Source organism: Streptomyces massasporeus (assembly GCF_014648995.1).
Classification (GTDB): domain Bacteria; phylum Actinomycetota; class Actinomycetes; order Streptomycetales; family Streptomycetaceae; genus Streptomyces; species Streptomyces massasporeus.
This window is the reverse complement of sequence record NZ_BMSE01000005.1, coordinates 30,928-55,664: the sequence shown is the minus strand read 5'-3', so window position 1 is coordinate 55,664 and position 24,737 is coordinate 30,928. Positions and strand designations below refer to the sequence as shown.

General features: G+C 72.9%; 23 protein-coding genes. 14 read left to right on the top strand and 9 right to left on the bottom strand.

The genetic code is table 11. From position 1 onward, the window contains the following. The first annotated feature begins 141 nt into the window (after positions 1 to 141). The gene (locus IE153_RS14065) at positions 142 to 2,949 is read left to right on the top strand and encodes an SCO1167/SCO6262 family helicase (RefSeq protein WP_229828988.1); all 2,808 of its coding nucleotides are present in this window, start codon (positions 142 to 144) and stop codon (positions 2,947 to 2,949) included. Beyond that, positions 2,946 to 4,223 carry an SWIM zinc finger family protein gene (locus tag IE153_RS14060; protein ID WP_189590043.1) on the top strand — a complete coding sequence of 426 codons (1,278 nt, stop codon included), beginning with the start codon at positions 2,946 to 2,948 and terminating at the stop codon, positions 4,221 to 4,223. Before IE153_RS14065 ends, IE153_RS14060 begins: the two co-directional genes overlap by 4 nt. Positions 4,224 to 4,243: 20 nt before the next feature. Here the strand turns inward: IE153_RS14060 and IE153_RS14055 are convergent, their stop codons facing one another. Both IE153_RS14055 and xylA read right to left on the bottom strand, forming a co-directional pair. After that, positions 4,244 to 4,594: a hypothetical protein gene (locus IE153_RS14055; protein ID WP_189590042.1), complete on the bottom strand. Its 351-nt coding sequence runs from the start codon at positions 4,592 to 4,594 to the stop codon at positions 4,244 to 4,246. Positions 4,595 to 4,800: 206 nt separating this feature from the next. Further along, positions 4,801 to 5,967, bottom strand: coding sequence for a xylose isomerase (xylA, locus tag IE153_RS14050; RefSeq protein WP_189590041.1), 1,167 nt, complete (start codon positions 5,965 to 5,967; stop codon positions 4,801 to 4,803). A gap of 130 nt (positions 5,968 to 6,097) precedes the next feature. Here xylA and xylB point away from each other — a divergent pair, with 130 nt between their 5' ends. The 6 genes from xylB to IE153_RS14020 all read left to right on the top strand — a co-directional run bounded on the left by xylB (position 6,098) and on the right by IE153_RS14020 (position 12,660). Then, positions 6,098 to 7,543: a xylulokinase gene (gene xylB / locus IE153_RS14045; protein WP_189590040.1), complete on the top strand. Its 1,446-nt coding sequence runs from the start codon at positions 6,098 to 6,100 to the stop codon at positions 7,541 to 7,543. A gap of 15 nt (positions 7,544 to 7,558) precedes the next feature. Then, positions 7,559 to 8,767, top strand: coding sequence for an ROK family transcriptional regulator (locus IE153_RS14040; protein ID WP_189590039.1), 1,209 nt, complete (start codon positions 7,559 to 7,561; stop codon positions 8,765 to 8,767). Between the two features lie 261 nt (positions 8,768 to 9,028). After that, positions 9,029 to 9,628 carry an N-acetylmuramoyl-L-alanine amidase gene (locus IE153_RS14035; protein ID WP_189590038.1) on the top strand — a complete coding sequence of 200 codons (600 nt, stop codon included), beginning with the start codon at positions 9,029 to 9,031 and terminating at the stop codon, positions 9,626 to 9,628. A gap of 94 nt (positions 9,629 to 9,722) precedes the next feature. Then, positions 9,723 to 10,121: a luciferase domain-containing protein gene (locus IE153_RS14030; RefSeq protein WP_185013545.1), complete on the top strand. Its 399-nt coding sequence runs from the start codon at positions 9,723 to 9,725 to the stop codon at positions 10,119 to 10,121. A gap of 3 nt (positions 10,122 to 10,124) precedes the next feature. Next, a complete protein-coding gene (locus IE153_RS42575) occupies positions 10,125 to 11,297 on the top strand; it encodes a bifunctional class I SAM-dependent methyltransferase/NUDIX hydrolase (protein WP_189590037.1) in 1,173 nt (390 codons plus the stop codon). 127 nt (positions 11,298 to 11,424) lie between these two features. Further along, positions 11,425 to 12,660: a phosphodiester glycosidase family protein gene (locus tag IE153_RS14020; protein WP_189590322.1), complete on the top strand. Its 1,236-nt coding sequence runs from the start codon at positions 11,425 to 11,427 to the stop codon at positions 12,658 to 12,660. A 1-nt stretch (position 12,661) separates the two neighbouring features. On the opposite strand, the gene IE153_RS14015 is transcribed toward IE153_RS14020, so the two are convergent. The 6 genes from IE153_RS14015 to IE153_RS13990 form a co-directional block, all read right to left on the bottom strand. Continuing rightward, positions 12,662 to 12,856: a hypothetical protein gene (locus tag IE153_RS14015; protein WP_031107271.1), complete on the bottom strand. Its 195-nt coding sequence runs from the start codon at positions 12,854 to 12,856 to the stop codon at positions 12,662 to 12,664. Positions 12,857 to 12,978: 122 nt separating this feature from the next. Further along, positions 12,979 to 13,842, bottom strand: a complete 864-nt coding sequence (locus IE153_RS14010) for a phosphatidylinositol-specific phospholipase C/glycerophosphodiester phosphodiesterase family protein (protein WP_189590036.1) — start codon at positions 13,840 to 13,842, stop codon at positions 12,979 to 12,981. Positions 13,843 to 14,141: 299 nt separating this feature from the next. Next, positions 14,142 to 15,215, bottom strand: a complete 1,074-nt coding sequence (locus IE153_RS14005) for an acyl-CoA dehydrogenase family protein (protein WP_189590035.1) — start codon at positions 15,213 to 15,215, stop codon at positions 14,142 to 14,144. Next, entirely contained in the window at positions 15,212 to 16,429 is a 1,218-nt protein-coding gene (locus IE153_RS14000; RefSeq protein ID WP_189590034.1) for an acyl-CoA dehydrogenase family protein, read from the bottom strand. The genes IE153_RS14005 and IE153_RS14000 overlap by 4 nt, the downstream gene beginning before the upstream one ends. Further along, positions 16,426 to 17,391, bottom strand: a complete 966-nt coding sequence (locus tag IE153_RS13995) for an NADPH:quinone oxidoreductase family protein (protein WP_189590033.1) — start codon at positions 17,389 to 17,391, stop codon at positions 16,426 to 16,428. The genes IE153_RS14000 and IE153_RS13995 overlap by 4 nt, the downstream gene beginning before the upstream one ends. Positions 17,392 to 17,508: 117 nt before the next feature. Next, positions 17,509 to 18,081, bottom strand: a complete 573-nt coding sequence (locus IE153_RS13990) for a helix-turn-helix domain-containing protein (protein ID WP_189590032.1) — start codon at positions 18,079 to 18,081, stop codon at positions 17,509 to 17,511. Between the two features lie 77 nt (positions 18,082 to 18,158). Here IE153_RS13990 and IE153_RS13985 point away from each other — a divergent pair, with 77 nt between their 5' ends. The 5 genes from IE153_RS13985 to IE153_RS13965 all read left to right on the top strand — a co-directional run bounded on the left by IE153_RS13985 (position 18,159) and on the right by IE153_RS13965 (position 22,835). Next, complete coding sequence (locus IE153_RS13985) at positions 18,159 to 19,088, top strand: NAD(P)/FAD-dependent oxidoreductase (protein ID WP_189590031.1); 930 nt, start codon at positions 18,159 to 18,161, stop codon at positions 19,086 to 19,088. A 29-nt stretch (positions 19,089 to 19,117) separates the two neighbouring features. Then, positions 19,118 to 20,656: an ATP-dependent DNA ligase gene (locus IE153_RS13980; RefSeq protein ID WP_189590030.1), complete on the top strand. Its 1,539-nt coding sequence runs from the start codon at positions 19,118 to 19,120 to the stop codon at positions 20,654 to 20,656. Then, on the top strand, positions 20,653 to 21,111 hold the full coding sequence (locus tag IE153_RS13975) for an NUDIX hydrolase (protein ID WP_189590029.1): 459 nt from the start codon (positions 20,653 to 20,655) through the stop codon (positions 21,109 to 21,111). Before IE153_RS13980 ends, IE153_RS13975 begins: the two co-directional genes overlap by 4 nt. Positions 21,112 to 21,187: 76 nt before the next feature. Beyond that, complete coding sequence (locus tag IE153_RS13970; protein WP_189590028.1) at positions 21,188 to 22,573, top strand: NADP-dependent succinic semialdehyde dehydrogenase; 1,386 nt, start codon at positions 21,188 to 21,190, stop codon at positions 22,571 to 22,573. Between the two features lie 25 nt (positions 22,574 to 22,598). Further along, positions 22,599 to 22,835: a DUF6213 family protein gene (locus IE153_RS13965; protein ID WP_030835344.1), complete on the top strand. Its 237-nt coding sequence runs from the start codon at positions 22,599 to 22,601 to the stop codon at positions 22,833 to 22,835. Here the strand turns inward: IE153_RS13965 and IE153_RS13960 are convergent, their stop codons facing one another. Then, the gene (locus IE153_RS13960) at positions 22,836 to 23,501 is read right to left on the bottom strand and encodes a thiaminase II/PqqC family protein (RefSeq protein ID WP_189590027.1); all 666 of its coding nucleotides are present in this window, start codon (positions 23,499 to 23,501) and stop codon (positions 22,836 to 22,838) included. A gap of 126 nt (positions 23,502 to 23,627) precedes the next feature. On the opposite strand from IE153_RS13960, the gene IE153_RS13955 reads away from it, so the two are divergent. Next, positions 23,628 to 24,737, top strand: coding sequence for a type III polyketide synthase (locus IE153_RS13955; RefSeq protein WP_268251796.1), 1,110 nt, complete (start codon positions 23,628 to 23,630; stop codon positions 24,735 to 24,737).

Below are 24,737 nucleotides of genomic sequence, written 5' to 3'. Positions count from 1 at the left end.
GCTCACAGATAAGCCACACCCATGTGCACCGGAAGTGCTGTACTCTCGGCGACTCCGCTCCCACTAGTCAAATTTGAGGAATCAGCCATAGCCGAGCATCCGTCTCTCCCGGCACCCTCCTCCGACATCTCCCACCTGGCCATGTGTCGCTCCGTGTTCCTGCCCGGCGACCCCGCGCGCACGGGCAGTGTCGCCTTCTGGCGGCCCGACGGCGTCGCCCCTCCGGTGGTGGCCGCCGCGTCCGTCACCGACCTGACCGTCGTACTGCCCCGTGACGGCGGGATCGAGACGGCCCGAGTCCCCGCCGCCCTGCTCCCGGTGCGCTCGGCCCTGCCGGTCCTCACGCGTGCGCGTGCCGACGGGCACGGACACCGGTCCACCGTCTTCTGGGGCGCGGCCGCCCTGCACGCCCTGCACCTCGTGGCGCGCGGACTGCTGCTGCCCGGACTGTCCCCGGGCGACCACGACGCCTGGCGTACGGGCCCGCTGCGCGCCCAGGACATCGAGGCCGTTCGCCGCCTCGCCGCCGCGATGCCGCCCGAGGCGCACGCGACGCCTCTGGAAGCCACCGGGCCGCTGCTGCTGCCCGGCCCGGAGCAGCTCCTGCGCGCCTTCCTCGACGCCGTCGCCGACACCCTGCCCCGCTCCCCCGCGGCGCCCCTGGTGACGGGCGGCCCCGCCTACGCCGGGCCGGGACCGGTGCAACTGCCCGAGCAGCGCGCCTGGGCCGCCGATGTCGCCGCGGGCCACGACGCGGGCGTGCGGCTGTCGCTGCGGATCGAGGCGGACGGTCTGACGAACGCGGCGGACGAGGCGGACGTGAGGTTCCGGGCTGTGCTGCAGGTGCACAGCGTCAGCGATCCGGCGCTCGTCGCGGACGCCGCGGACGTCTGGGCCGGCGCCGCGGGCGAGGCCTTCGGTCCGCGCGCGCGGATGGACGCGCTGCTGGCGCTGCGCCGGGCGGCCCGGGCCTGGGCCCCGCTGACGCCCCTGCTGTCGGCCGCCGTGCCGGACGCGGCCGAACTCGCCGACGAGGAGGTCACCGACCTTCTCGGAGCGGGTGCCCGCGCGCTGGGGACGGCCGGGGTCGACGTGCACTGGCCGAAGGGGCTGTCCCGTGAGCTCAGCACGCACGCGGAGGTGGGGCCCTCCGACGGCGAGCCGGAGTCCGGCAGGGAATTCGCCGCCCTGCCGTCGTTCCTGTCCGCCGACGCCCTCCTCGCCTTCACCTGGTCGTTCGCCGTGGGTGACAGGCGGCTGGACCGTGATGAGCTGGACCGTCTCGCCGAGGCGAAGCGCCCGCTGGTGCGGCTGCGCGACCAGTGGGTCCTGATCGACCCTCGGGAGGCGCGCCTGGCCCGCTCCGGGCAGGACCGCAAGGTGACACCGGTGGACGCCCTCGGGGCGGCCCTGACGGGCTGGGCGGAGGTGGAGGGCCGCCGGGTCGAGGTGCGGCCGACCGGATGGCTGGCGACGCTGCGGGAGCGGCTCGCGGACCCCGAGGCGCAGCAGCCCGTGGAGCAGCCTGCCGCCCTCGCCGCCACCCTGCGGGACTACCAGCGGCGGGGCCTGAACTGGCTCGCCGGTATGACGTCCCTCGGCCTGGGCTGCTGCCTCGCCGACGACATGGGGCTGGGCAAGACGATCACGCTGATCGCCCTCCACCTGCACCGGCAGTCCGACGCCGGGTCCGCCGGACCGACCCTGGTGGTCTGCCCGACGTCCCTGATGGGCAACTGGCAGCGGGAGATCGAACGGTTCGCGCCCGGTACACCGGTGCGCCGCTTCCACGGTGCGCGTCGCGGCCTGGACGGGCTGGCCGACGGGGAGTTCGTGCTCACCACGTACGGCACGATGCGCCTGGACGCGCCCCGGCTCGCCGGCGTGCCATGGGGGATGCTCGTGGCGGACGAGGCCCAGCACGTGAAGAACCCGTACTCGTCCACCGCCCGGGAGTTGCGTTCCATCGGTGCACGCGCGCGCGTGGCGCTCACCGGCACCCCGGTGGAGAACAACCTGTCGGAGCTGTGGGCGATCCTCGACTGGACGACTCCGGGGCTGCTGGGCCGGCTCGGCACCTTCCGCCGACGGTACGCGGAGGCCGTCGAGGGCGGTCAGGACCCGGCCGCGGCCGACCGGCTGGCCCGGCTCGTACGGCCCTTCCTGCTGCGGCGCCGCAAGTCGGACCCCGGCATCGCGCCCGAGCTGCCGCCGAAGACGGAGACCGATCACGCCGTGTCGCTCACCCGGGAGCAGGCGGCACTGTACGAAGCCGTCGTGCGCGAGGCTCTCGCGGAGATCTCCGGCGCCGGCAGCATGGCCCGGCGTGGTCTGATCGTGAAGCTGCTGACCGGCCTCAAGCAGATCTGCAACCACCCGGCGCAGTACCTCAAGGAGGAGCGGCCGGTGATCTCCGGGCGGTCCGGGAAGCTGGAGCTGCTGGACGAGTTGCTCGACACGATCCTCGCCGAGGAGGCGGGCGTGCTGGTGTTCACCCAGTACGTGCAGATGGCCCGCCTCCTCGAACGGCACCTGGCAGCCCGCGGCACGCCCTCGCAGTTCCTGCACGGAGGGACGCCCGTCGCCGAGCGCGAGGCCATGGTGCGCCGCTTCCAGGACGGCGAGGTGCCGGTGTTCCTGCTGTCGTTGAAGGCGGCGGGCACCGGGCTGAATCTGACCCGGGCCGAGCACGTCGTGCACTACGACCGCTGGTGGAACCCGGCCGTCGAGGCCCAGGCCACGGACCGCGCGTACCGCATCGGCCAGCTGCGGCCCGTGCAGGTGCACCGGATCATCGCGGAGGGAACGATCGAGGACCGCATCGCCGAACTGCTGCTGCGCAAGCGGAAACTGGCGGACTCGGTCCTGAGCGCCGGTGAGGCGGCACTCACGGAACTGACGGACGCGGAACTGGCGGATCTGGTCGCACTGCGAGGGGGCCTGCGATGACTCGGCACGATGACGGCGACATGGAACGCACCTTCGCGGCACTGCCGCCCGCGCAGGGGAAGGGCTTCGCGCAGACCTGGTGGGGCCAGGCCTGGCTGACGGCCCTGGAGGGCACGGCGCTGGACTCGGCGCAGCTCAAGGCGGGCCGCCGACTGGCCCGCGCGGGTGCGGTCGGGGCGGTGTCGGTGCGCCCCGGGCGGCTCACGGCCGTCGTCCTGGACCGCGACCGTACGGCGCACCGGGCCGACGTCCTGCTGGAGGAGCTCTCGCCCGAGCAGTGGAACCGCTTTCTGGACATGACAGTGGAGCGGGCCGGTCATGTGGCGGCGCTGCTGGACCGGGAGATGCCGCCGCACCTGGTCGAGGACGCGGCGGACGCGGGCGTGGAACTGCTGCCGGGCCTGGGCGACCTGGAACCGGAGTGCGACTGCGAGGCATGGGACCACTGCGGGCACACGGCGGCGCTCTGCTACCAGGTGGCCCGGCTGCTCGATCAGGACCCGTTCGTGCTGCTGCTGATGCGGGGGCGCGCCGAGGGCTCGGTGCTGGACGATCTCCAGAGCCGTAGTGGTACGTCCGCGGCGGAGGCCTCGGCTCCGGAGGGTGTGGACGCCGCCGAGGCCTACGCGGCCGGTGACATCCTGCCCCCGTTGCCGCCCCTGCCCGAGCTCCCCGTCGAGCCGGGCGTACCGCCGTCCCTCGACACCGAGACGCCACCGGCCTCCGGCATCGACCCGGCCGCGCTGGAGTTCCTGGCCGCGCGGACCGCCGTACAGGCCCACGGCCTGCTCCGGGGAGCGCTCCAGGCGGGGCCTCACGTGGAGTTGACGTCGGCTCAGGACGCGGTACGGCTGGCCGCGGGTGCTCCGGGCCCGGAGATGACCGACCGGCTCGCCGCCGGGTCGGGACGCGGCAGGGAGGGGCTGGCGACGGCCGTGCGCGCCTGGCGTCACGGCGGTACGGAGGCACTGTCCGTCCTGGACGAGGAGTGGCAGCCGCAGGACGAGACGCTCGCACGCGCGCGTGCCGCCCTGGACTCGGCCTGGGACACCGGCGAACGACCGGAGTTGCGTGCCCGGGCCAACCGCTGGACGGTCGCCGGCGCACCGGTCCAGCTGCGCCTCGGACGGGACGGCCGCTGGTGGCCCTACCGCAAGGAGCGCGGCCGCTGGCAGCCCGCCGGAGGCGCCGCCCAGGATCCGGCGACGGCTCTGGCCTCGGTGACGGCTCCGGCCTCGGCGGAACCCGCCCCCGGAGAAGTGAACTCCCTCTGAAGATCTTCGGGGCGCGGGCGTCAGGGCAGTAGTTCGCCCGGATCCAGGGACGGAAGGAGCGATTCGAGATCGCTCGGAAGGTCGCTGGGCAGATCGCTCGGCAGCTTGGTCGGGAAGCCCGACGGCAGCCGGGTCGGCAGCTCGCTCGGCAGCCTGGTGGGAAGCTGGGTGGGGATGCGGAAGGACGGGGCGGGAGTGGCGCTCGTGCTCTCTCCGGACGGCTCCCTGTCCGACGAGTCCCCCCTGTCCGAGACCATCAGCACCACGAGCGACACGGCGGCGACGGCCACGAACACGACGAGCAGGAGGAACAGCGGGTTCCGGCGCCGGGGAGGCCCGGGCGGATGCGGCGGTACGGGCGGCATGGCCATACCGACCAGAGTCGCCGCGCGCCCCTCGGGCCGGGAGGGGCGCACGGAAGCTGATACGGACTCATGGCGTGGACCGCATGATTCCGGAGCATGACGGGCCCGTCGGCCGGCCGGAGTGACCGGCCGACGGACCGCACGCACCGCCGACGAGGCCGAGGCCCTCTTCCTCGCCGGCGCCCCGGGCCCGCCGCCCAGCGCGCGTGGACTCAGCCACGTGCCCCCAGCAGATGGTCCATCGCCAGCTGGTCCAGGTGCTCGAAGGCCATGCCGCGTGCGGCAGCCGCCTCCACGTCGAACGCCTCGAACGCCGTCCGGTCGGCGAGCAGCGCCTGGAGGCCGTCCGCGGCGGTGGGCTGGGCCAGCTCGTCCAGCCGGGCCGCGCGCAGAGCCTCCTGGACCTCCGGGTCGGCGCGGAAGGCGGCGGCGCGCTCCTTGAGGATGAGGTAGTTGCGCATGCAGCCGGCCGCCGAGGCCCACACGCCGTCGAGGTCCTCGGTCCGCGGCGGCTTGAAGTCGAAGTGCCGCGGACCGGTGTATCCGGCCGACTCCAGCAGGTCGACCAGCCAGAACGCGGCACGCAGGTCGCCGGCGCCGAAGCGCAGGTCCTGGTCGTACTTGATGCCGGACTGGCCGTTGAGGTCGATGTGGAACAGCTTGCCCGCCCACAGCGCCTGCGCGATGCCGTGCGGGAAGTTCAGCCCGGCCATCTGCTCGTGCCCGACCTCGGGGTTGACGCCGTACAGCTCCGGCCGCTCCAGGCGCTCGATGAACGCCAGGGCGTGGCCGACGGTCGGCAGCAGAATGTCGCCGCGGGGCTCGTTGGGCTTGGGCTCGATGGCGAAGCGCAGGTCGTAGCCCTGGGAGGTGACGTACTCGCCGAGCAGGTCGAAGGCCTCCTTCATCCGGTCCAGGGCCGTGCGGACATCCTTGGCCGCGCCCGACTCGGCGCCCTCACGGCCGCCCCAGGCCACGTACACCTGGGCGCCGAGCTCGGCGGCGAGGTCGATGTTGCGGATGGTCTTGCGCAGGGCGTAGCGGCGCACGTCGCGGTCGTTGGCGGTGAACGCGCCGTCCTTGAAGACGGGGTGGGTGAAGAGGTTGGTGGTGGCCATCGGGACCTTCATGCCCGTGGCGTCCAACGCCTGACGGAAGCGCTTGATGTGCGCCTCGCGCGCGGTGTCGCCCGAGCCGAACGGGATCAGGTCGTCGTCGTGGAAGGTCACGCCGTGGGCGCCCAGCTCGGCCAGGCGCTGCACCGTCTCGACGGGGTCCAGGGCACGCCGCGTGGCGTCGCCGAAGGGATCCCGTCCCTGCCAGCCGACGGTCCACAGGCCGAAGGTGAACCTGTCGTCGGGGGTGGGCTGGTAGCTCATGCCGCGGCTCCTTGCTCGCTGAGGCTATTTCGTCATGCCGATTTACAAATTAGTATGCGGGCACCTCTCTGGGAAGAGACAAGGTGCCTCCGAACGGAGACACGTGCCGCGCGCAGTAGGGAGAAGCCCGATGTCAGCAGCCGAGGGTCCGCTCGTCGTCGGTGTGGATTCGTCCACCCAGTCCACCAAGGCGCTGGTCGTCGACGCGTCCACCGGCCGGGTGGTCGCGAGCGGCCAGGCGCCGCACACGGTCTCCTCGGGGGCCGGGCGGGAGACCGACCCGCGCCAGTGGTGGGACGCGCTGTGCGAGGCCCTGCACCAGTGCGGCGAGGCGGCACACGAGGCCGCCGCGGTGTCGGTCGGCGGGCAGCAGCACGGCCTCGTCACGCTGGACGGCCGGGGCGAGCCGGTGCGGCCCGCCCTGCTGTGGAACGACGTGCGCTCGGCGCCGCAGGCCCGCCGGCTGACGGAGGAGCTGGGCGGCGCGAAGTTCTGGGCCGAGCGCACCGGAAGCGTGCCCGCCGCCTCGTTCACGGTCACCAAGTGGGCCTGGCTGGCCGAGCACGAGCCGGAGGCGGTGCGCGCCACGAAGGCCGTGCGCCTCCCCCACGACTACCTCACCGAGCGGCTCACCGGGCAGGGCACGACCGACCGCGGCGATGTCTCCGGGACCGGCTGGTGGGCGTCCGGGACGGAAGCGTACGACGAGGAGATCCTGGCGCACGTGGGGCTCGACCCGGCCCTGCTGCCCCGCGTGGTCCGGCCCGGCGAGGTGGCGGGCACGGTGCGCGACGGCCACGACCTGCCGTTCTCCCGGGGCACCCTGGTCGCGCCCGGCACGGGTGACAACGCCGCCGCCGCGCTGGGCCTCGGGGTGCGGCCGGGTGTGCCGGTGATGAGCCTCGGCACCTCGGGCACGGTGTACGCCGTGTCCCGGCACCGGCCCGCCGACCCGAGCGGCACGGTGGCGGGTTTCGCCGACGCCCGTGGCGACTGGCTGCCGCTGGCCTGCACCCTGAACTGCACGCTCGCCGTCGACCGTGTCGCGGCGCTGCTGGGCCTGGACCGCGAGTCCGTGGAGCCCGGCACGGCAGTGACCTTGCTGCCCTACCTGGACGGCGAACGCACCCCGAACCTGCCGAACGCCTCGGGCCTGCTGCACGGCCTGCGCCACGACACGACCGGCGGCCAGCTCCTCCAGGCCGCCTACGACGGTGCCGTGCACTCCCTGCTCGGCGCGCTCGACCTGGTCCTCGACGAGGACGCGGACCGTTCGGAACCCCTGCTGCTGATCGGCGGCGGAGCCCGGGGCACGGCCTGGCAGCAGACCGTGCGGAGGCTCTCGGGACGCCCCGTGCAGGTGCCCGAGGCCAAGGAACTGGTCGCGCTCGGCGCCGCGGCGCAGGCTGCCGGGCTGCTGACCGGGGAGGATCCGGCGGCTGTCGCGCGACGCTGGGACACGGCGGCCGGGCCGGTGCTCGACGCCGTCGAGCGGGACGAGGAGACGCTGGCCAGGATCGCCGGGGTACTCTCCGACGCGGCTCCGCTGCTGGAGCGGCCCACGAACACCCACTGAGGACTGGCGTCAGGCATGACCGCACCGCTGCACGAGGCCCGTCCCGCCGGGCCGGGACGCGCCCTGCCCGACACCCAGCAGGGCATGCGCCGCCGCAACCTCGCCCGTGTCCTGCACACCGTCCGCGACGAGGGTCCGCTGTCCCGGGCCGCCGTCGCCTCGCGGATCGGTCTGACCCGGGCGGCGGTCTCGACACTCGTCGACGAGCTCATCCGCTCGGGGCTCCTCGAGGAACTGGGGCCCGAGCGGCCCGGCCGGGTGGGACGGCCCGGTTCCGCGCTCGCCGTCAGCGGTCGCGGTCCGGCCGGGATCGGCGCGGAGGTCGGCGTCGACCACCTCGCGGCCTGCGCCGTCGACCTGCGCGGCACGACCCGGTCGCGGGCGATACGGCAGGGAGCCAACCGCGGCCGCTCCCCCGGGCCCGTGCTCGCGGAGCTCACCGAGCTGATCCGGCAGGTCGTCGCCGAGGCGGAGGATGAGGGCCTGTGGCCGGCCGGACTCGCGGTGGCCGTGCCGGGCCTGGTGGCGCGCGACGCCCGGACCGTCGTGCGCGCCCCCAACCTCGGCTGGCACGACACGGACCTCGGCACACTGCTGCCGGCGGACCTGCCGCTGACGGTGGACAACGAGGCCAACTTCGGCGCCCTCGCCGAACTCTGGCTGGGTGACGGCACACCCCGCGACTTCCTGCACGTCTCGGCGGAGATCGGTATCGGTGCCGCGGTCGTGGTGGACGGCGGGCTGCTGCGCGGAACCCGCGGTTTCGCGGGCGAGCTGGGGCACGTGCCGGTCCGGCCGGACGGTCCGGAGTGCGCCTGTGGCGGGCGGGGCTGTCTGGAGCAGTACGCGGGAGAGGAGGCGGTGTTGCGTGCGGCCGGTCTGGAACCCGACGAGGACCGGGTCGGGCTGCTCGCGGGCCGCGCGGCGGACGGCGACGAGTCCGTACGGCGAGCCCTGCGCGACGCGGGTACGGCGCTCGGTGTGGCCCTGACGGGGGCGGTCAATCTGCTCGACCCGGAGAGTGTGGTCCTGGGCGGGGAACTGTCCGGCCTCGCTCCCTGGCTGCTGCCCTCGCTGCGGGAGGAGCTGGCGCGGCGCACGGCAGGTCCGGCCTGCCCCGTGTCCGTATCCGGGCTGGGCCCTCAGGGAGCTCTGCTGGGGGCCGCGCACTCGGTGGTCCGGGCGGTGCTGGACGATCCCGCGGCCGTCGCCGGGCAGGCCTGAGCGGGCGCTGGACGATCCCGCGGCCGTCGCCGGGCAGGCCCGAGACGGGCCCGACCCCGTTCGCCGGCATTTCCGGACTCTTCCAATCACCCGACCAGGTGAGGGAGTTGTCCACATCCGAGGGCCCGTCCACCGATTCGCACCGCATCCTCCCGACCGACCGGCAGGCGCCGTAACTTGATCACGGCGGGCCGCGCGCAACGGCCGCAGCGCGCAGTTGAGCAAGAGACCCCTCCCGTCGAGCTCGGAAGGCACACACCCATGCAACGGACCACCCCCCTCCCCAGCAGGCGAGGCATCCTCGCGGGCGCCGCCCTCACCGCTCTCCCGGCGGCCCTGCTCCACAGCACTCGGGCGGACGCCAGGCCCCAGACCGTCGACCACCCCGGAGCGGCATGGCAGCCGGCGAGCCGCGGCAACTACACGCCGTCGAACCGACCTCGTGCCCATCCACTGCGCTACGTGGTCCTCCACGTGGCGCAGACGACCTACTCCGGCACACTGAACGTCTTCCGGAGCCCGGAGAAAAAGGTGTCCGCGCACTACGTGGTGCGCTCCTCCGACGGACGCGTGGCGCAGTGCGTGCGCGAGTCCGACATCGCCTGGCACGCGGGGAACTGGGACTACAACACCCGCAGCATCGGCATCGAGCACGAAGGCTGGGTGGACCGGCCCGGGTACTTCACCGACGTCATGTACGAGCGGTCGGCCCGGCTCACCGCCGCGATCTGCGAGAGGTACGACATCCCGAGGAACCGCACGCACATCATCGGCCATCACGAAGTACCGGGCAGCGACCACACCGACCCGGGCCGGCACTGGGACTGGAAGCGCTATCTCAGACTCGTCAAGTCCGCCTGAACACCTGGCCGGTACCCCGGCGATCCACCTCACGTCCCGGTTACAAATCGCTCAACCCCTGGTTGCGGGCCGGTAAGCAGGCGACGATGGGGTCATGACTCTGGCCCAGCGCGCCATGGAGCGCCTGCAGGCCTGGCCCGACCTGATGGCGGGCCCGGCGAGTTGCGGTACCGGACGGGCGCTCCGTTCCGTCCGTGACGAGATCGTCCACTTCCACTCCGCACGGGACGTGGACCTCCACCTCACCCGCCGGGCCATCCAGCGCTTCCACTACGACCTCGCCGGTTCGAGTGCCATCCATCTGCTGCCCGGATCATGCTGGGTGACGGTCCACCTCGACTGCGAGGCGGACGTCGACCTGCTGCTGAGCCTGGTGAGCATCGCCCTCAAGGCCCATCAGACCCCGCCCGCCGACGACGGCGAGCCGCGGCTCGCCGGGTGCAACTTCCACCGGGTCACGGTGCTGCCGCGTGACGCCGTGGCGGGCGGCTGAGCCTTGGCGGACGAACCGGAGGCGGCCAACGCCGAGGCCTGGGACGCCTACGGGGCGCACCATGTGCGACGGGGCACGGCGCTGCCCGAGGCGGCCGGGATCGACTGGGGATTCGAGGGCGGCGGACCGGACAGCGAGGTGCTCGGGGAGCTGACGGGCCGGCGGGTGCTGGACCTCGGCTGCGGTCCGGCCCGGCACGCGGCCCATCTGGTCCGGGACCACGGTGCGCTGGTGGACGCGGTCGACGCCTCGGACGGGCAGTATGAGCGGGCCCGCGCCCGCTACGGCTCGCTGCCCGGGCTGCGGCTGGTCCTGGGCGACGCGGTGGACCATCTGCGCTCGGCCGAGCCGTACGACGTCGTCTACTCCGTCAACGGCGTTCCGTACATCGATCCGCATCGGCTGCTGCCCGCTCTCGCCGGGGCGCTGCGGCCGGGCGGCAGGCTCTGCTTCACGGTCCTGCACACGAACAGTCGTGGTGACGGGCCGTCGGACCGGGTGGTCGCCCGGCCCGAGGTCCTGCGGCTTGCGGGGGGCGGTGAGGTCACCGTCCACATGTGGGTTCTCACCCCGGAGCTCTGGACGGCGTTGCTCACCGAATCCGGGCTGCGTGTGGAGGGGATCGACGTCCTCGACGCCCCGGAGGACGGCAACCAGGCCTCCTATCGGCTCTTCCGGGTGACTCGGCCGGTCCGGGTCTCCTCCCGGCCGCGCGTCGACAGGCCGCCGCCCGCGCACGCCGCGCTCGGGGTGGGTGCCATCCTGTACGGACCTCGCGGACTGCTATTGGGCCGGCACCGGCGCGGGACGTGGGAGCTGCCCGGTGGGACGGTGGAACCCGGGGAGTCGTTGCAGGAGACGGTCGTGCGCGAGCTCGGCGAGGAGACGGGGCTCGCGACCCGGCCCGAGGACGTCCGGCTGCTCGGGACGCTGCTGGACGACGCGGGCGGTGTCGTCCGCATGACCGTGGCCGCCCGGGTCACCGCCTGGCGGGGCGAGCCGTCGGACCAGCCCGGGGAAAGCGTGGGTCGCTGGCGCTGGTTCGCCCTGGACCGGCTGCCGGAGCAGCTGTTCGTGTGCAGCGCACAGGCCCTCACCGCCTGGCGGCCCGGCCTGCCGATCGACCACACGCCCGCGCACCACACGCCGTACGCCACCGGAACGGGCGACAGCTGAAGCACCCAGAGGGGTGCGTTTTTCAGCCCTTCCCGCGTAGTCCGCGCTCAGCCGCCCTGCCGGACCCCCGCGGTCTGGTGCACTGCCCCTGAGGATCCCGACAGTTGACGAGGCATCAGGGGGCATGATGGCAGGTCGTCGCAGGCGACGGGGAGCAGGCAGAGCGGCACTGGCGTGTGTCACGGCGTTCGCCGCACTGACCGGTGCGGCCCTGGCGGGGGCGGCTCCGGCCGGCGCCGTCGAGAAGGGCGGACGGGTCGCGCCGGGCGTGACGTACGAGGAGTTCGACATCAAGGCGGCCACGGGGGTGACGCACGCACATCTGCTGAGGGTCGACCTCGGCAATCCGCAGGTCCGGGTCGATCTGCTGTACCCGGGTGCCGTGGCCGCACGCGCGCAGGTCTCGGAGATGGCGAACACCCAGGGCGCGGTCGCCGGCGTCAACGGTGACTTCTTCAACATCAGCGAGACGCAGCACCCGGGCGTCGAGGCGACCGGAGCGAGCGTGGGCCCGGCGATCGCGGCCGGGCGGACGCTGAAGGCGGCGGTCCCGACGGGCCAGCGGTTCGGGCCGGCGCTGCCACCCGGCACGACCACCGAGGACGTCTTCGGCGTCGGCACCGACGGGCGGGCGCGACTGGACCGGCTCGCACTCGCCGGTTCGGTCCGTACGGCCGAGGCGCAGCTGCCTCTGGGCGGGCTCAACCAGTACGCACTGCCGGTGGGTTCCGTCGGCGCCTTCACCTCCGAGTGGGGCAGCGTCTCCCGGGTGCGTGCCACATGCGGCACGGACACGGACCGGGCCGCTCCGTGCAGCACGGACACCTACGAGGTGACGGTCCGCGACGGCAAGGTCGTCTCCGCCGCCGACGCCCCGGGCAGCGGTCCCATCGCCGCGGGGACGACCGTGCTGGTCGGCCGGGAGGCGGGCGCCCAGCAGCTGCGCAAGTTCTCCACCGGTGAATCGGTCGAGGTCGAGCACAGCCTCGTGGCGGCCACGGACGGCGTCGCGTACCGGCTCGCCCTCGGCGGCTACCCGGTGCTGTCGGGAGGGCAGCCGCTGCCGGGTCTCGACAACACGACGTCGGCGGTCCGTACTGCGGTGGGTATCGCCGACGGCGGACGGCGCGTGCTGCTGCTCGCGCTGGACGGCGCAGCCGCCTACCGCAGCGGTCTGACGATCGCCGAAGTCGCCGGCACCATGCGGAAGCTGGGCTCGGAAGACGCCTTCAGCCTGGACGGCGGCGGGTCGTCGACCCTGGTCGCACGGAAGGCGGGCGCGAGCACCGTCTCCGTGCGCAACCACCCCAGCGGCGGCGCCGAACGTCTCGTGCCGAACGGCATCGGCGTCTTCTCGGGGTGACTCAGGGACGCAGACCGCTGACGATGTCCGCCGTCGCCGTGAGGCCGCTGTGGATGGTGGGGGCGATGCTGGTGCTGGCCAGGTAGAAGCCGAGCAGCAGACAGACCAGCGCATGGGAGACCTTCAGCCCGCCGTTGCGCAGGAAGATCACCGCAAGGATCAAGAGCAGCAGCACCACAGAGATGGAAATGGCCATCGTCAACTCCTCCGCCACGCCGCCACGTCCGGTTCACGGCGTTCGGGCGCAAGTGTGGCGTAGCGGAGGGTTCGTCCGGGTGGCTGACCTGTCCGCCGAACGTGTGGTGTTCCTCTGTGCGCCTAAGCCGTCCGGTGGGCGTCGAGGAACGCCTCCAGTCCGGCGAGGTCGTCGGTGTTAAGGTGATCGACGCGTGCGGCGAGCAGTTCGGCCCAGAGCGCGTCGCGGGCGGGTCCGGCCAGGTCCGGGGTCGCCCAGAACCGCACCTTCTGCCCGCGGCGGTGGGCGGCCTTCGTGATGCCCCGCAGCTTCTGCCGCTCGGCGTCCGGGAAGGCGCCGACGCCCTGCCAGGTGAAGTTGAGTGCCCAGTTGTCGCTGATCAGCGGGATGAAGGAGGCCGGTGCCGGGCTGCCGAGGTCGGTGAGACGGCCGTCGTAGAAGGCGCGCCGGACGGTCTGGGCCTCCATGGGGGCGCGGGCCGCGCGGTCGCCGGAGATCACGGCGGTGACCGGCCCGCGGTTCACGTGGCCACGGACGCAGGTGGTGAACAGGTGGCGGTAGCGCCGGAGGTGGCGGTCGAGTTCGAGGTAGGTCGAGGAGCCCTCGGTCTTGATGTCGATGAGCAGGTGCAGCGAGCCGCGGCACCCCCGGTACACCGAGCCGTGGTGGGCGCGCACGCGGGCGGCGAGCGGATCGAGGTAGAGCGATTCGAGGGTGCGGGTCGGGTCGAGGTCCTCCGGGTCGTGGGCGACGAGGAGTTGGCCGTCGACGAGGTGGATGTCGGCCTCGACGCTGCCGAAGCGGTGGTCGAGGGCGTCGAGCAGCGGGCGCGGGTGCTCGTAGTCGTTGTGGGCGTGGGCGCGCCACAACGGGCGGGGCCTGTGCGTGTGTTCGCCCGCCGACGCGGGGGCTGCGGGGAGGGCGATCGAGCCCGCGAGGGCTGCGCCGAGGGTGGTGAGGGCCGTGCGACGGGTGGTGAGGGCCATGCTCTGCCTCCCTTGAGGTGCCGTACGGGAACCCTGTGAGTATGGGTCCCGGCAGGCTCAAGGAGCAGGCTCATGCACGGAGTTGGCCGGACTGCCGCCACGCGTTCACTTCTCCGGAGGGGGTGCGCGAAAGAGGCCGCCCCTGGTGGCCGAGGCGCGCGGAAGAACCCGCTTCTGGCGGCCGAGGAGTACGAAAGAACCCGCCCCTCGTGGCCGAGGCGCGCGGAAAGGCCCGCCCCGGGTGGGACGGGCCTTTCCGTGCGCTTCCCGGGTGGTTCCCGGCGTTGAGGAGCCGGACCTCAGGGGGACTGGAGGTCGACCAGTGCGGCCAGTGCCTCGCGGTGGGCGCCCGGCGTGCCGTAGGCGATCGAGTCGGCCTTGGCGCGCTTGAGGTACAGATGCGCGGGGTGCTCCCACGTCATGCCGATGCCACCGTGCAGTTGGACGGCCTCCTCCGCGGCGTGCACGGCCACGGGCGCCGCGTAGGCCTGGGCGACCGTGACGGCCACGTCCACGTCCTCGCCGTTCGACAGCGCGTCGGCGGCGTTGCGGGCGGCCGCGCGGGTGTTGACGACCTCCAGCCACAGTTGGGCCAGCCGGTGCTTGATCGACTGGAAGCCGCCGACGGGCCGGTTGAACTGCTTGCGTTCCTTCAGGTAGCGGACCGTCTCCGTCAGCGTCCACTCGGCCAGCCCGAACTGCTCGGAGGCGAGCAGCCCGGCGCCGGCGCGCAGGGCTCGGCGTACGGCGGGTTCGGCGTCGCCCAGCAGCCGGCCCGGCGCGCCGTCGAGAGTGACGGTGGCGAGCGGCCGGGTCAGGTCCAGGGAGGTCTGGGGTGTAACGGTCGCGGCGCCCGCGTCGACCGCGTACAGACCGCCGTCGTCGGCCGGCACGAGCAGCACGTCCGCGACGGCGGCGTCCGCGATGCCCGTGAGTTCGCCGTGCAGCAGCCCGTCCTCCTGCCGGACGACCCGGTAGGCGGCGCCCGGCGCGACGTTCAGGGCGACCGCGAGGGCGCCGATCGTCGTGCCGGCCGCGAGGTCGCGCAGCAGGTCGTCGGTGCCGCAGGCCAGCAGGGCCTCGGTGGCGACGACCGCGCTCGTCAGATACGGCACGGGCGCGACCGCGCGACCCAGCTCCTCCAGCACCACTGCGGCTTCGCGGTGCGTGGCGCCCTGGCCGTCGAGTTCCTCGGGCACCAGCAGGCCGGCGAGGCCCATGCCCTCGGTGAGGGCCTTCCACAGGGCCAGGTGGTGGGGGCTGTCCGACTCGGTGCGGGCGATGACGCCGGGTGCGTCGCAGTGGTCGGTGAGCAGGTCGCGGACCGCGGCGCGCAGCGCGTCTTCCTCTTCCGAGTACAACAGGTCGCTCATCGGGCGAGGTCCTTCCAGGCGACGTCCTTGTCGGTGCGCGGCTCGGCGGGCAGGCCCAGGACGCGCTCGGCGACGATGTTCAGCAGGACCTCGCTGGTCCCGCCCTCGATGCTGTTGCCCTTGGAGCGCAGGTAGCGGTAGCCGGCGTCGCGGCCGGTGAAGTCGACCAGCTCGGGGCGCCGCATGGTCCAGTCGTCGTACAGCAGGCCCTCCTCGCCGAGGAGTTCCACCTCCAGGCCGCTGATCTCCTGGTTGAGGCGGGCGAAGGCCAGCTTCATGCCGGCGCCCTCGGGGCCGGGCTGGCCCGCGACGAGCTGCTGGCGCAGCCGCTCCGCGGTGAGGCGGGAGACCTCGGACTCCACCCATAGCTTCAGCAGCCGCTGGTGCAGGTCGTGGGTGCGCAGCTCGGGCCGCTCGCGCCAGGTCTTCGAGATCGGGCCGATCATGCCGCCCTCGCGGGGCAGCCTCATGCCGCCGATGGCCACGCGCTCGTTGTTCAGCGTGGTCTGCGCGACCTTCCAGCCCTCGCCGACGGCGCCGAGGCGCCGCGCGTCGGGGATGCGGACGTCGGTGAGGAACACCTCGTTGAACTCGGCCTCGCCGGTGATCTGCCGCAGCGGCCGCACCTCGACACCCGGGTCGGTCATGTCGCAGACGAAGTACGTGATGCCCCGGTGCTTGGCCACGTCCGGGTCGGTGCGGGCGATGAGGATCGCCCAGCGGGCGACGTGGGCGCTGGACGTCCACACCTTCTGCCCGTTGACGACCCAGTCTCCCCCGCTCTCGGCTTCGCTCGAGCGGGAGGGGCCCCCATCCTCGCGCACGGCCCGGGTGCCCAGCGCGGCGAGGTCGGACCCGGCGCCCGGCTCGCTGAAGAGCTGGCACCAGACTTCCTCGCCGGTCCACAGGGGCCTGAGGAAGCGCCGCTTCTGCTCCTCGGTGCCGTACTGGAGGATCGTCGGCGCGGCCATGCCGAGGCCGATGCCGATGCGCCGCGGGTCGTTGTCGGGCGCCCCGGCGGCCTCCAGCTCGGCGTCCACCACGACCTGGAGGGAGCGGGGAGCGCCGAGCCCGCCGAGGCCCTCCGGGTAGTGCACCCAGGCGAGTCCGGCGTCGAAGCGGGCCCGCAGGAAGTCCAGCCGGTCGGTGGAGGCCGGCGGATGGGCGGCCAGCAACTCCTTGGTGCGGTTGCGCAGTTCCTCGGCGTCGGTCATGCCGCCTCCTCCAGGACGACCGCGATGCGGCCGGTGGTCAGGCCGTCCGCCACCTTCTGCACGGCGGCGGCCGCCCCGCCGAGCGGCACGCGCTCGCTCACCAGCGGCTTGATCGCGCCCCGGGCGGCCAGCTCGGTGAGCTGCTCGTGGCAGTGCTGGACCAGCTTGGGGTTCTTGGTGTTGTACAGGCCCCAGTGCAGGCCGAGGATCGAGTAGTTCTTCACCAGGGCGTGGTTCAGGCCCGGGCTGGGGATCGTGCCGCTGGCGAAGCCGACGACCACGATGCGCCCCTCGAAGGCGACGACCTTGGTGGACTGGGTGTAGGCCTCGCCGCCGACCGGGTCGTAGATCACGTCGGCGCCCCGGCCGCCGGTGGCCTCCTTGACGGCGGCGACGACGTCCTCGGAACGCCGGTCGATCACGACGTCGCAGCCCAGCTCCCGGGCGACCGCAGCCTTCCCGGAGCCGCCGACGACACCGATGACGGTGGCGCCGGCGGCCTTCCCGAGCTGCACGGCCGCGCTGCCGACCCCTCCAGCGGCAGCGTGGACGAGCAGGGTCTCGCCGGCCTCCAGACCGGCCCGGCGGTGCAGACCGAACCAGCCGGTCTGGTAGCCGATGTGCAGGGCCGCGGCCTCGGCGTCGTCGAGGGCGTCCGGCGCGGGCAGGAGCGCGGCGGCGTCCGCGACGGCGTACTCGGCGAAGCCGCCGTGGGGCAGCGCCGGGTTGGCGATCACCCGGCGTCCGTCCTCGGTCTCGCCGCAGATCTCCACGCCCGGGGTGAACGGCAGCGGCGGCCTGACCTGGTACTGGCCGCGGCACAGCAGGGCGTCCGGGAAGTTGATGTTGGCCGCCCGTACCTTCAGCAGGACCTGGCCGTCACCGGGCGTGGGCTGCTGAACGTCCTCGAGCCGCATCACCTCGCCCGGCTCGCCGTTCTCGTGCACTTGCCATGCCTGCATGCGGGGCCTCCACGGGGGACTGCTTCGTCTGACCGGGGTCGCTTCGCATACTAAGCGGTCGCTTGCCCATCAGGGAACAGTCTCCGGGCAAAGTCACGCGCAGAGAGTCCCCGTACGTCAGGCGCCCTTCGGCCGGGCCCGCACATGCATCCGCTCACCCTGCGGCCCGAACAGGCTGAGGAACTCCACGGGCCCCTCCCCCGTCGACCCGAACCAGTGCGGCACCCGGGTGTCGAACTCGGCCGCCTCCCCCGCCGTGAGCACCACGTCGTGCTCGCCCAGCACCAGGCGCAGCTTCCCGGACAGCACGTACAGCCACTCGTAGCCCTCGTGCGTGCGCGGATCCGGCTCCTGCCTGCGCTTGGGTTCGAGGACCTTGTAGGCCTGCAGGCCGCCGGGCTGGCGGGTGAGGGGCCAGTGAGTGCGGCCGCCCATGACGATCGGCTTCGACCGCACGCGCGGATCGCCGGCGGGCGGGGTGCCGACCAGTTCGTCCAGCGCCACCTGGTGGGCGCGCGCGATGGGCAGCAGCAGTTCCAGACTGGGTTTACGCAGGCCGGACTCCAGCCGCGAGAGGGTGCTGACGGAGATGCCGGTGGTCTCGGAGAGCGCCGCCAGGGTCACCTCCCGGTCCTTGCGCATCTGCCGCAGCCGGGGGCCCACGCCCGCGAGTACCTCGTCCGTCGTCATGGTCGTATTGCAGGTTCGGCAAAGTTGTTTGTCAATCCCGCAGGGCCGGGGCGACGCTCGGCAGCGGAGGTGGTCACATGACCGAGAAGTACGCAGTGGTCGTCGTCGGCGGGGGTGCGGCGGGCCTGTCCGCGGCGCTGGTGCTGGGGCGGGCCCGGCACCGCACGCTGGTCGTCGACGCGGGCGAGCCGCGCAACGCGCCCGCCGCGCACATGCAGGGCTACCTGACGCGGGACGGCATGCCGCCCGCCGAGTTCCTTGCGCTCGGCCGGGAGGAGATCGCGCGCTACGGCGTGGAGCTCGTGCGGGACCGCGTGGTGGACGTGGCAAGGAGCGAAGAATTCACGGTCGTGCTGGCCGGCGGCCGGACCGTACAAGCCCGGCGGCTGGTCGTCGCGACCGGGCTCAAGGACGAGCTGCCCGCCGTCGCCGGGGTCGCCGAGCGGTTCGGCCGGGACGTGCTGCACTGCCCGTTCTGTCACGGCTGGGAGGTGCGCGACCAGCCGTTCGGGGTGCTGGCGTCGAGCCCGGCGAGTGTGCACCAGGCGCTGATGGTGTCCCAGTGGTCGAAGGACGTGCGGTTCTTCCTGCACACGGTGGCCGAGGAGGAGCTGCCCGACGAGGATCTGCGCCGGCTCGCCGCGGCCGGGGTGGAGGTGGTGCCCAGCGAGGTCGCGGGGCTGGCGGTCGAGGACGACCGGCTCACCGGCATCCGGCTCGCGGACGGTACGGAGCACGCGCGCTCGGTGCTGTTCCTCGCGCCCCGGGCCGTTCCGCAGACCGGCCTGCTGGAAGGGCTCGGCGCCGAGCTGCACGACACGCCGTTCGGCGCGTATCCGGTGGTCGACGCGACCGGTCTGACGAGCGTGCCGGGCGTGTGGGCCGCGGGCAACGCGATCGGCTTCGCCGAGCAGGTCGTGCACGCGGCCAGCGGCGGATACCGGGCGGCGTCGGCGATCGTCGGGGATCTGCTCATGACCGACCTCGACGCGGCCGCCCAGGTGTAGAGGCATCGCCTCCGGTGCACCATGGCTGCATGCTGCTGCACCGGCTGGCCCGAGTGTCCCAGGAGGTCGCCGCCACCTCGGCGCGGTCCCGCAAGACGGCCCTGCTCGCGGAGCTCTTCCGGGACGCGGAGGCCGACGACGTGCCGATCGTCATCCCGTATCTGGCGGGGCGGCTGCCGCAAGGGCGGATCGGCGTCGGCTGGAAGGTACTGAGCCGCCCGGTCGAGCCGGCGGCGGAGCCGGGCCTGACCGTGCGGGACGTGGACGCCCGGCTGGCCGAGCTCGCCAAGGTGTCGGGCCCCGGCTCCCAGGCGGAACGGGCCCGGCTGGTCGGGGAGTTGATGGGCGCCGCCACCGAGGACGAGCAGCGGTTCCTGCTCGGACTGCTCACCGGCGAGGTGCGGCAGGGCGCCCTGGACGCCGTGGCGGTGGAAGGGCTCGCCCAGGCGACCGGGACGCCGCCCGCGAACGTACGGCGGGCCGTGATGCTCGCGGGCTCCCTCCAGACGGTCGCGCAGGCCCTGCTCGCGGACGGCCCCGCCGCCCTCGACCGGTTCCGTCTCACCGTCGGCCGTCCGGTCTGGCCGATGCTGGCGCACAGCGCCTCCTCGGTGGCGGAGGCGGTGGACAAGCTCGGCGCCTGCGCGGTCGAGGAGAAGCTGGACGGCATCCGCGTCCAGCTGCACCGGGACGGCGACACCGTGCGGCTCTACACCCGCACCCTCGACGACATCACCGACCGGCTGCCCGAAGTGACGGCCGCCGCACTCCGGTTGCGGGGCGAGCGGTTCATCCTGGACGGCGAGGTGATCTCCTTCGACGAGGCCGGGCGCCCCCGCTCGTTCCAGGAGACCGCCGGCCGCGTCGGCTCCCGCACGGACGTGGCGACCGCCGCCCGCGCGGTGCCGGTCTCCCCCGTCTTCTTCGACGCGCTGTCCGTCGACGGCCACGACCTGCTCGACCTGCCCTTCGCCGAGCGGCACGCCGAACTGGCCCGGCTGGTGCCCGAGCCGATGCGGGTGCGGCGCACCCTGGTGTCCGGGCCGGACGACACGCCCGCCGCGGAGGAGTTCCTCGCCGAGACGCTGAAGCGCGGCCACGAGGGCGTCGTCGCCAAGGCGCTCGACGCCTCCTACAGCGCGGGCCGGCGCGGGGCCTCCTGGCTGAAGGTCAAACCCGTCCACACCCTGGACCTGGTCGTCCTGGCCGCCGAATGGGGCCACGGCCGCCGCACCGGCAAGCTCTCCAACCTCCACCTCGGCGCCCGCACCGCGGACGGCGGCCTCGCCATGCTCGGCAAGACGTTCAAGGGCATGACCGACGCGATGCTCACCTGGCAGACCGAACGCCTCCAGCAGCTCGCCGTCGAGACCGACGACCACGTGGTACGAGTCCGCCCCGAACTCGTCGTCGAGATCGCCTACGACGGGCTCCAGCGTTCCACCCGCTACCCGGCCGGCGTCACCCTCCGCTTCGCCCGTGTCGTGCGCTACCGGGAGGACAAGCGCCCCGAGGACGCCGACACGGTCGAGACGCTGCTCGCAGCACACCCGGAGGTGACGCCGTGAAGCGCAGCGCCGGCCTGCTGCTCTTCCACCCCGGCGACGACGGCCTCGAGGTGCTGCTCGGCCACATGGGCGGCCCGTTCTTCGCCCGGCGCGACGCCGGGGCGTGGACCGTGATCAAGGGCGAGTACGAGCCGGACGAGCCCGCCTGGGAGGCCGCCCGCCGCGAGTTCCAGGAGGAACTGGGGCTGCCCCCGCCCGACGGTGAGGCCATCGACCTCGGCGAGGTCCGGCAGACAGGCGGCAAGATCGTCACGGCCTGGGCGATCCGGGCGGACCTCGACCCGGCGACCATCACGCCCGGAACCTTCCGGATGGAGTGGCCACCGAAGTCCGGACGGCTCCAGGAGTTCCCCGAGCTGGACCGGGTGTCCTGGTTCGGTCTCGACCGGGCCCGCTCGGTGATCGTCAAGGCGCAGACGGCGTTTCTCGACCGGCTGGCGGAGCACTCGCCCTGAGGAGACGCTCCCGCGTTGCGGTCCCCTCCGCCGCGCGGGATGGTCGAGACACAGCCCGCTCCGAGGGAGGTCAGCCATGCCCATCGCAACGGTGAACCCGGCGAACGGCGAGACGCTCAAGACGTACGAGGCCATGGACGAGCAGGAGATCGAGCGCCGGCTCCAGCTCGCGGAGGCCACGTTCCGCACGTACCGGACGACGACCTTCGACGAGCGCGCCCGGCTGGTGCACCGGGCCGCCGACCTCCTCGAAGAGGACCAGCAGGACATCGCCCGCGTGATGACCACCGAGATGGGCAAGCCGATCCAGCAGGCCCGGGCCGAGGCGGCGAAGTGCGCCAAGGCGATGCGCTGGTACGCCGACCACGCCGAGGAACTCCTCGCCGACGAGGAACCCGCCGACTCCGACGTGAAGGACTCCGGCGCCTCACGCGTCCGGGTCCGCTACCGGCCGCTCGGTCCGGTGCTCGCGGTGATGCCGTGGAACTTCCCGCTGTGGCAGGTGATCCGCTTCGCCGCGCCCGCGCTGATGGCGGGCAACGTGGGCCTGCTCAAGCACGCCTCGAACGTCCCGCAGACCGCCCTCTACCTGGAGGACCTCTTCCACCGGGCGGGCTTCACCGAGGGCACCTTCCAGACCCTGCTGATCGGCTCCGGGGCGGTCGACGAGATCCTGCGCGACGAGCGGGTCAAGGCCGCCACACTCACCGGCAGCGAGCCTGCGGGCCGCGCGGTCGCCTCCACCGCCGGAGAGATGATCAAGAAGACGGTGCTGGAGCTGGGCGGCAGCGACCCGTTCGTCGTCATGCCCTCCGCCGACATCGACCGGGCCGCCAAGGTCGCGGTGACCGCGCGGGTGCAGAACAACGGGCAGTCCTGCATCGCCGCGAAGCGGTTCATCGTGCACACGGACGTCTACGACGCCTTCGCCGAGCGGTTCGCCGCGGGCATGAAGGCGCTGAAGGTCGGCGACCCCATGGCCGACGACACCGAGGTCGGGCCGCTCGCCAGCGAGCAGGGGCTGCGCGATGTGGAGGAACTGGTCGACGACGCGGTACGCAGTGGAGCGCAGGTGCTGTGCGGTGGCGAACGGCCGGACGGCCCCGGCTGGTACTACACGCCGTCGGTCCTCGCCGGCATCACCCGCGAGATGCGGATCCACCGGGAGGAGGCGTTCGGACCGGTCGCGACGCTGTACCGGGCGGCCGACCTGGACGAGGCCGTGCTGATCGCGAACGACTCTCCGTTCGGGCTGAGTTCGAACGTCTGGACGCGGGACGAGGAGGAGGTCGACCGGTTCGTACGGGACCTGGAGGCCGGCGGGGTGTTCTTCAACGGCATGACCGCGTCCCATCCGGCGTTCCCGTTCGGCGGTGTGAAGCGGTCCGGGTACGGGCGTGAGCTGTCCGGGCACGGAATCCGCGAGTTCTGCAACATCACCACTGTTTGGCATGGTGCGTGAGTGTTGCGGGGCTACGATCCCGTCTGTGAACCGCGAAGTGACTCTGCCTCTGATCGTCGACGACCGCGGGACCTTGCAGGTGTCTGCGGCGGATGTCAGCAAGCTCTTGCGGACGGTGGGGGGTCGGTGGGTGCGGCTCGTGGAGGGCGGGGAGTCGGGGCTGGACGAGGACACGGTGGCCGAGCTGGCCATCGAGCTGGCGAAACTGGCCGATCGCATCGATGTGGCGTGCATCGCGCACAGCAGTGGGACCGCGACGTAGTCAGGGCACACGGGTCAACGCGTTCCAGAACATCGCCTCGTAGGTCTGCAGCAGGCGGCCGTACGTGTGTGCCCGCTCCTCGTCGAGGCGTCCGGTGTCCAGGGCTTCCTGAACCGCCGCCACCGCCAGCCGGTCCAGCTCCGGTGCCGGCTGCGCGAAGAAGTCGAAGAAGGCGCAGGCCTCGTCGGTGAAGCCGTACCGCTCCCGCAGCGCGGTCGCGATCGTCGCGCAATAGCCGCCCCACGCCGAGAAGTTGGCCGTCAGCGCCAGGACCACGTCCGCCGGTGAGGCGTTCAGGGCCAGCCAGGCCACGTATGCGGGGTAGGCCTGGCAGCCGGGCAAGGGCTCGTACGACGCCTCCCCCGGCTCGTCCACGCCGCACGCTCGGGTGAACGCCGTCAGTCGCTCACCCGCCAGCGCCTCGCCCTCGGCCAGCGCGGTGAAGAAGGCCGCGGCCCGCGGGGCCGTCGCTTCGCCGCGCGCCGCCAGGAACTCGAACGCCCTGCGGTCCGCGGGAATCACCCAGGTCTGCTCGAGGGCGAGCGCGGCGAGGGTGGTGAGGGGAGCCGCGCCGTCGGCGATCCGGGGGACCAGCGGGTTGGCGTGCGGATCGGGGGCGAGGGTGGCGGTGGTCGTCTCCAGCAGGGCCCGGGCCGGGTGCGTCATCGCGTCCTCCGTCGTCGCAGTGTCGGGACGAGCCTGGCACGCCATCCCTGATACGGAGTAGTCCGGCGCGAAGTCGGCGAACGGGCGGGTGATCGTGGGTGGACCACCCTTGAGGTGAACCACCTTCTGACCGGGGCCGAAGGGCCTTCCGGGAGGCGAAAGCAGGCACGGTTCATGGCGACTTTGTGCAGACCCTCGGTGTCCGTTCCAGAGCACGTGATCACGATGGAGGAGACGCTGGAGCTGGCGCGTGAGCGCCACGCCGGCCACCCCCAACTGCCGCTGGCCCTCCGGCTGATAGAGAACACCGGTGTGCGCACGCGGCACATCGTGCAACCCATCGAGGAAACGCTGAAGCACCCCGGGTTCGAGGACCGCAACAAGCTCTACGAGGCCGAGGCGAAGGCCCGGGTGCCGGCGGTCGTGCAGCGGGCGCTGGACGACGCGGAGCTGCTCACCGCCGAGGTGGACCTGATCATCTACGTGTCGTGCACGGGCTTCATGATGCCCTCGCTCACGGCCTGGCTGATCAACGAGATGGGCTTCGACCCGACCACCCGTCAGCTGCCGGTGGCCCAGCTGGGTTGCGCGGCCGGCGGCGCGGCGATCAACCGCGCCCACGACTTCTGCACGGCGTACCCCGAGGCCAACGTGCTGATCGTGGCCTGCGAGTTCTGCTCGCTGTGCTACCAGCCGACCGACATCGGCGTCGGCTCGCTGCTGTCGAACGGGCTGTTCGGTGACGGCATCGCCGCCGCCGTGGTCCGCGGTCGGGGCGGCGAGGGCATCCGCCTGGAACGCAACGGTTCGTACCTGATCCCCAAGACCGACGACTGGATCATGTACGACGTGAAGGCGACGGGCTTCCACTTCCTGCTGGACAAGCGGGTCCCCTCGACCATGGAGCCGCTCGCACCGGCACTGAAGGACCTGGCGGGTGACCACGGCTGGGACGCCTCCGGCCTGGACTTCTACATCGTCCACGCGGGTGGGCCCCGCATCCTCGACGACCTCAGCACCTTCCTGCACGTCGACCCGCACGCCTTCCGCTTCAGCCGGGCCACGCTCACCGAGTACGGCAACATCGCCAGCGCCGTCGTCCTGGACGCGCTGCGCCGGCTGTTCGACGACGGCGGCCCCGGGGACCAGGCGCGCGGGCTGCTCGCCGGGTTCGGTCCCGGCATCACCGCCGAGATGGCCCTGGGCCGCTGGCACAGCGCGGACGAGACGAGGTGA

What these genes read in the sequence shown, in the direction of transcription:
- IE153_RS14015 (WP_031107271.1), bottom strand. Translation starts at nt 12,856, where the DNA reads ATGGCCATTTCCATCTCTGTGGTGCTGCTGCTCTTGATCCTTGCGGTG.
- IE153_RS14005 (WP_189590035.1), bottom strand. Translation starts at nt 15,215, where the DNA reads ATGAGCGACCTGTTGTACTCGGAAGAGGAAGACGCGCTGCGCGCCGCG.
- IE153_RS13970 (WP_189590028.1), top strand. Translation starts at nt 21,188, where the DNA reads ATGCCCATCGCAACGGTGAACCCGGCGAACGGCGAGACGCTCAAGACG.
- IE153_RS13960 (WP_189590027.1), bottom strand. Translation starts at nt 23,501, where the DNA reads ATGACGCACCCGGCCCGGGCCCTGCTGGAGACGACCACCGCCACCCTC.
- IE153_RS14065 (WP_229828988.1), top strand. Translation starts at nt 142, where the DNA reads ATGTGTCGCTCCGTGTTCCTGCCCGGCGACCCCGCGCGCACGGGCAGT.
- IE153_RS13985 (WP_189590031.1), top strand. Translation starts at nt 18,159, where the DNA reads ATGACCGAGAAGTACGCAGTGGTCGTCGTCGGCGGGGGTGCGGCGGGC.
- xylA (WP_189590041.1), bottom strand. Translation starts at nt 5,967, where the DNA reads ATGAGCTACCAGCCCACCCCCGACGACAGGTTCACCTTCGGCCTGTGG.
- xylB (WP_189590040.1), top strand. Translation starts at nt 6,098, where the DNA reads ATGTCAGCAGCCGAGGGTCCGCTCGTCGTCGGTGTGGATTCGTCCACC.
- IE153_RS14055 (WP_189590042.1), bottom strand. Translation starts at nt 4,594, where the DNA reads ATGGCCATGCCGCCCGTACCGCCGCATCCGCCCGGGCCTCCCCGGCGC.
- IE153_RS14060 (WP_189590043.1), top strand. Translation starts at nt 2,946, where the DNA reads ATGACTCGGCACGATGACGGCGACATGGAACGCACCTTCGCGGCACTG.
- IE153_RS13980 (WP_189590030.1), top strand. Translation starts at nt 19,118, where the DNA reads ATGCTGCTGCACCGGCTGGCCCGAGTGTCCCAGGAGGTCGCCGCCACC.
- IE153_RS14010 (WP_189590036.1), bottom strand. Translation starts at nt 13,842, where the DNA reads ATGGCCCTCACCACCCGTCGCACGGCCCTCACCACCCTCGGCGCAGCC.
- IE153_RS13995 (WP_189590033.1), bottom strand. Translation starts at nt 17,391, where the DNA reads ATGCAGGCATGGCAAGTGCACGAGAACGGCGAGCCGGGCGAGGTGATG.
- IE153_RS13990 (WP_189590032.1), bottom strand. Translation starts at nt 18,081, where the DNA reads ATGACGACGGACGAGGTACTCGCGGGCGTGGGCCCCCGGCTGCGGCAG.
- IE153_RS14020 (WP_189590322.1), top strand. Translation starts at nt 11,425, where the DNA reads ATGGCAGGTCGTCGCAGGCGACGGGGAGCAGGCAGAGCGGCACTGGCG.
- IE153_RS14000 (WP_189590034.1), bottom strand. Translation starts at nt 16,429, where the DNA reads ATGACCGACGCCGAGGAACTGCGCAACCGCACCAAGGAGTTGCTGGCC.
- IE153_RS14035 (WP_189590038.1), top strand. Translation starts at nt 9,029, where the DNA reads ATGCAACGGACCACCCCCCTCCCCAGCAGGCGAGGCATCCTCGCGGGC.
- IE153_RS14040 (WP_189590039.1), top strand. Translation starts at nt 7,559, where the DNA reads ATGACCGCACCGCTGCACGAGGCCCGTCCCGCCGGGCCGGGACGCGCC.
- IE153_RS14030 (WP_185013545.1), top strand. Translation starts at nt 9,723, where the DNA reads ATGACTCTGGCCCAGCGCGCCATGGAGCGCCTGCAGGCCTGGCCCGAC.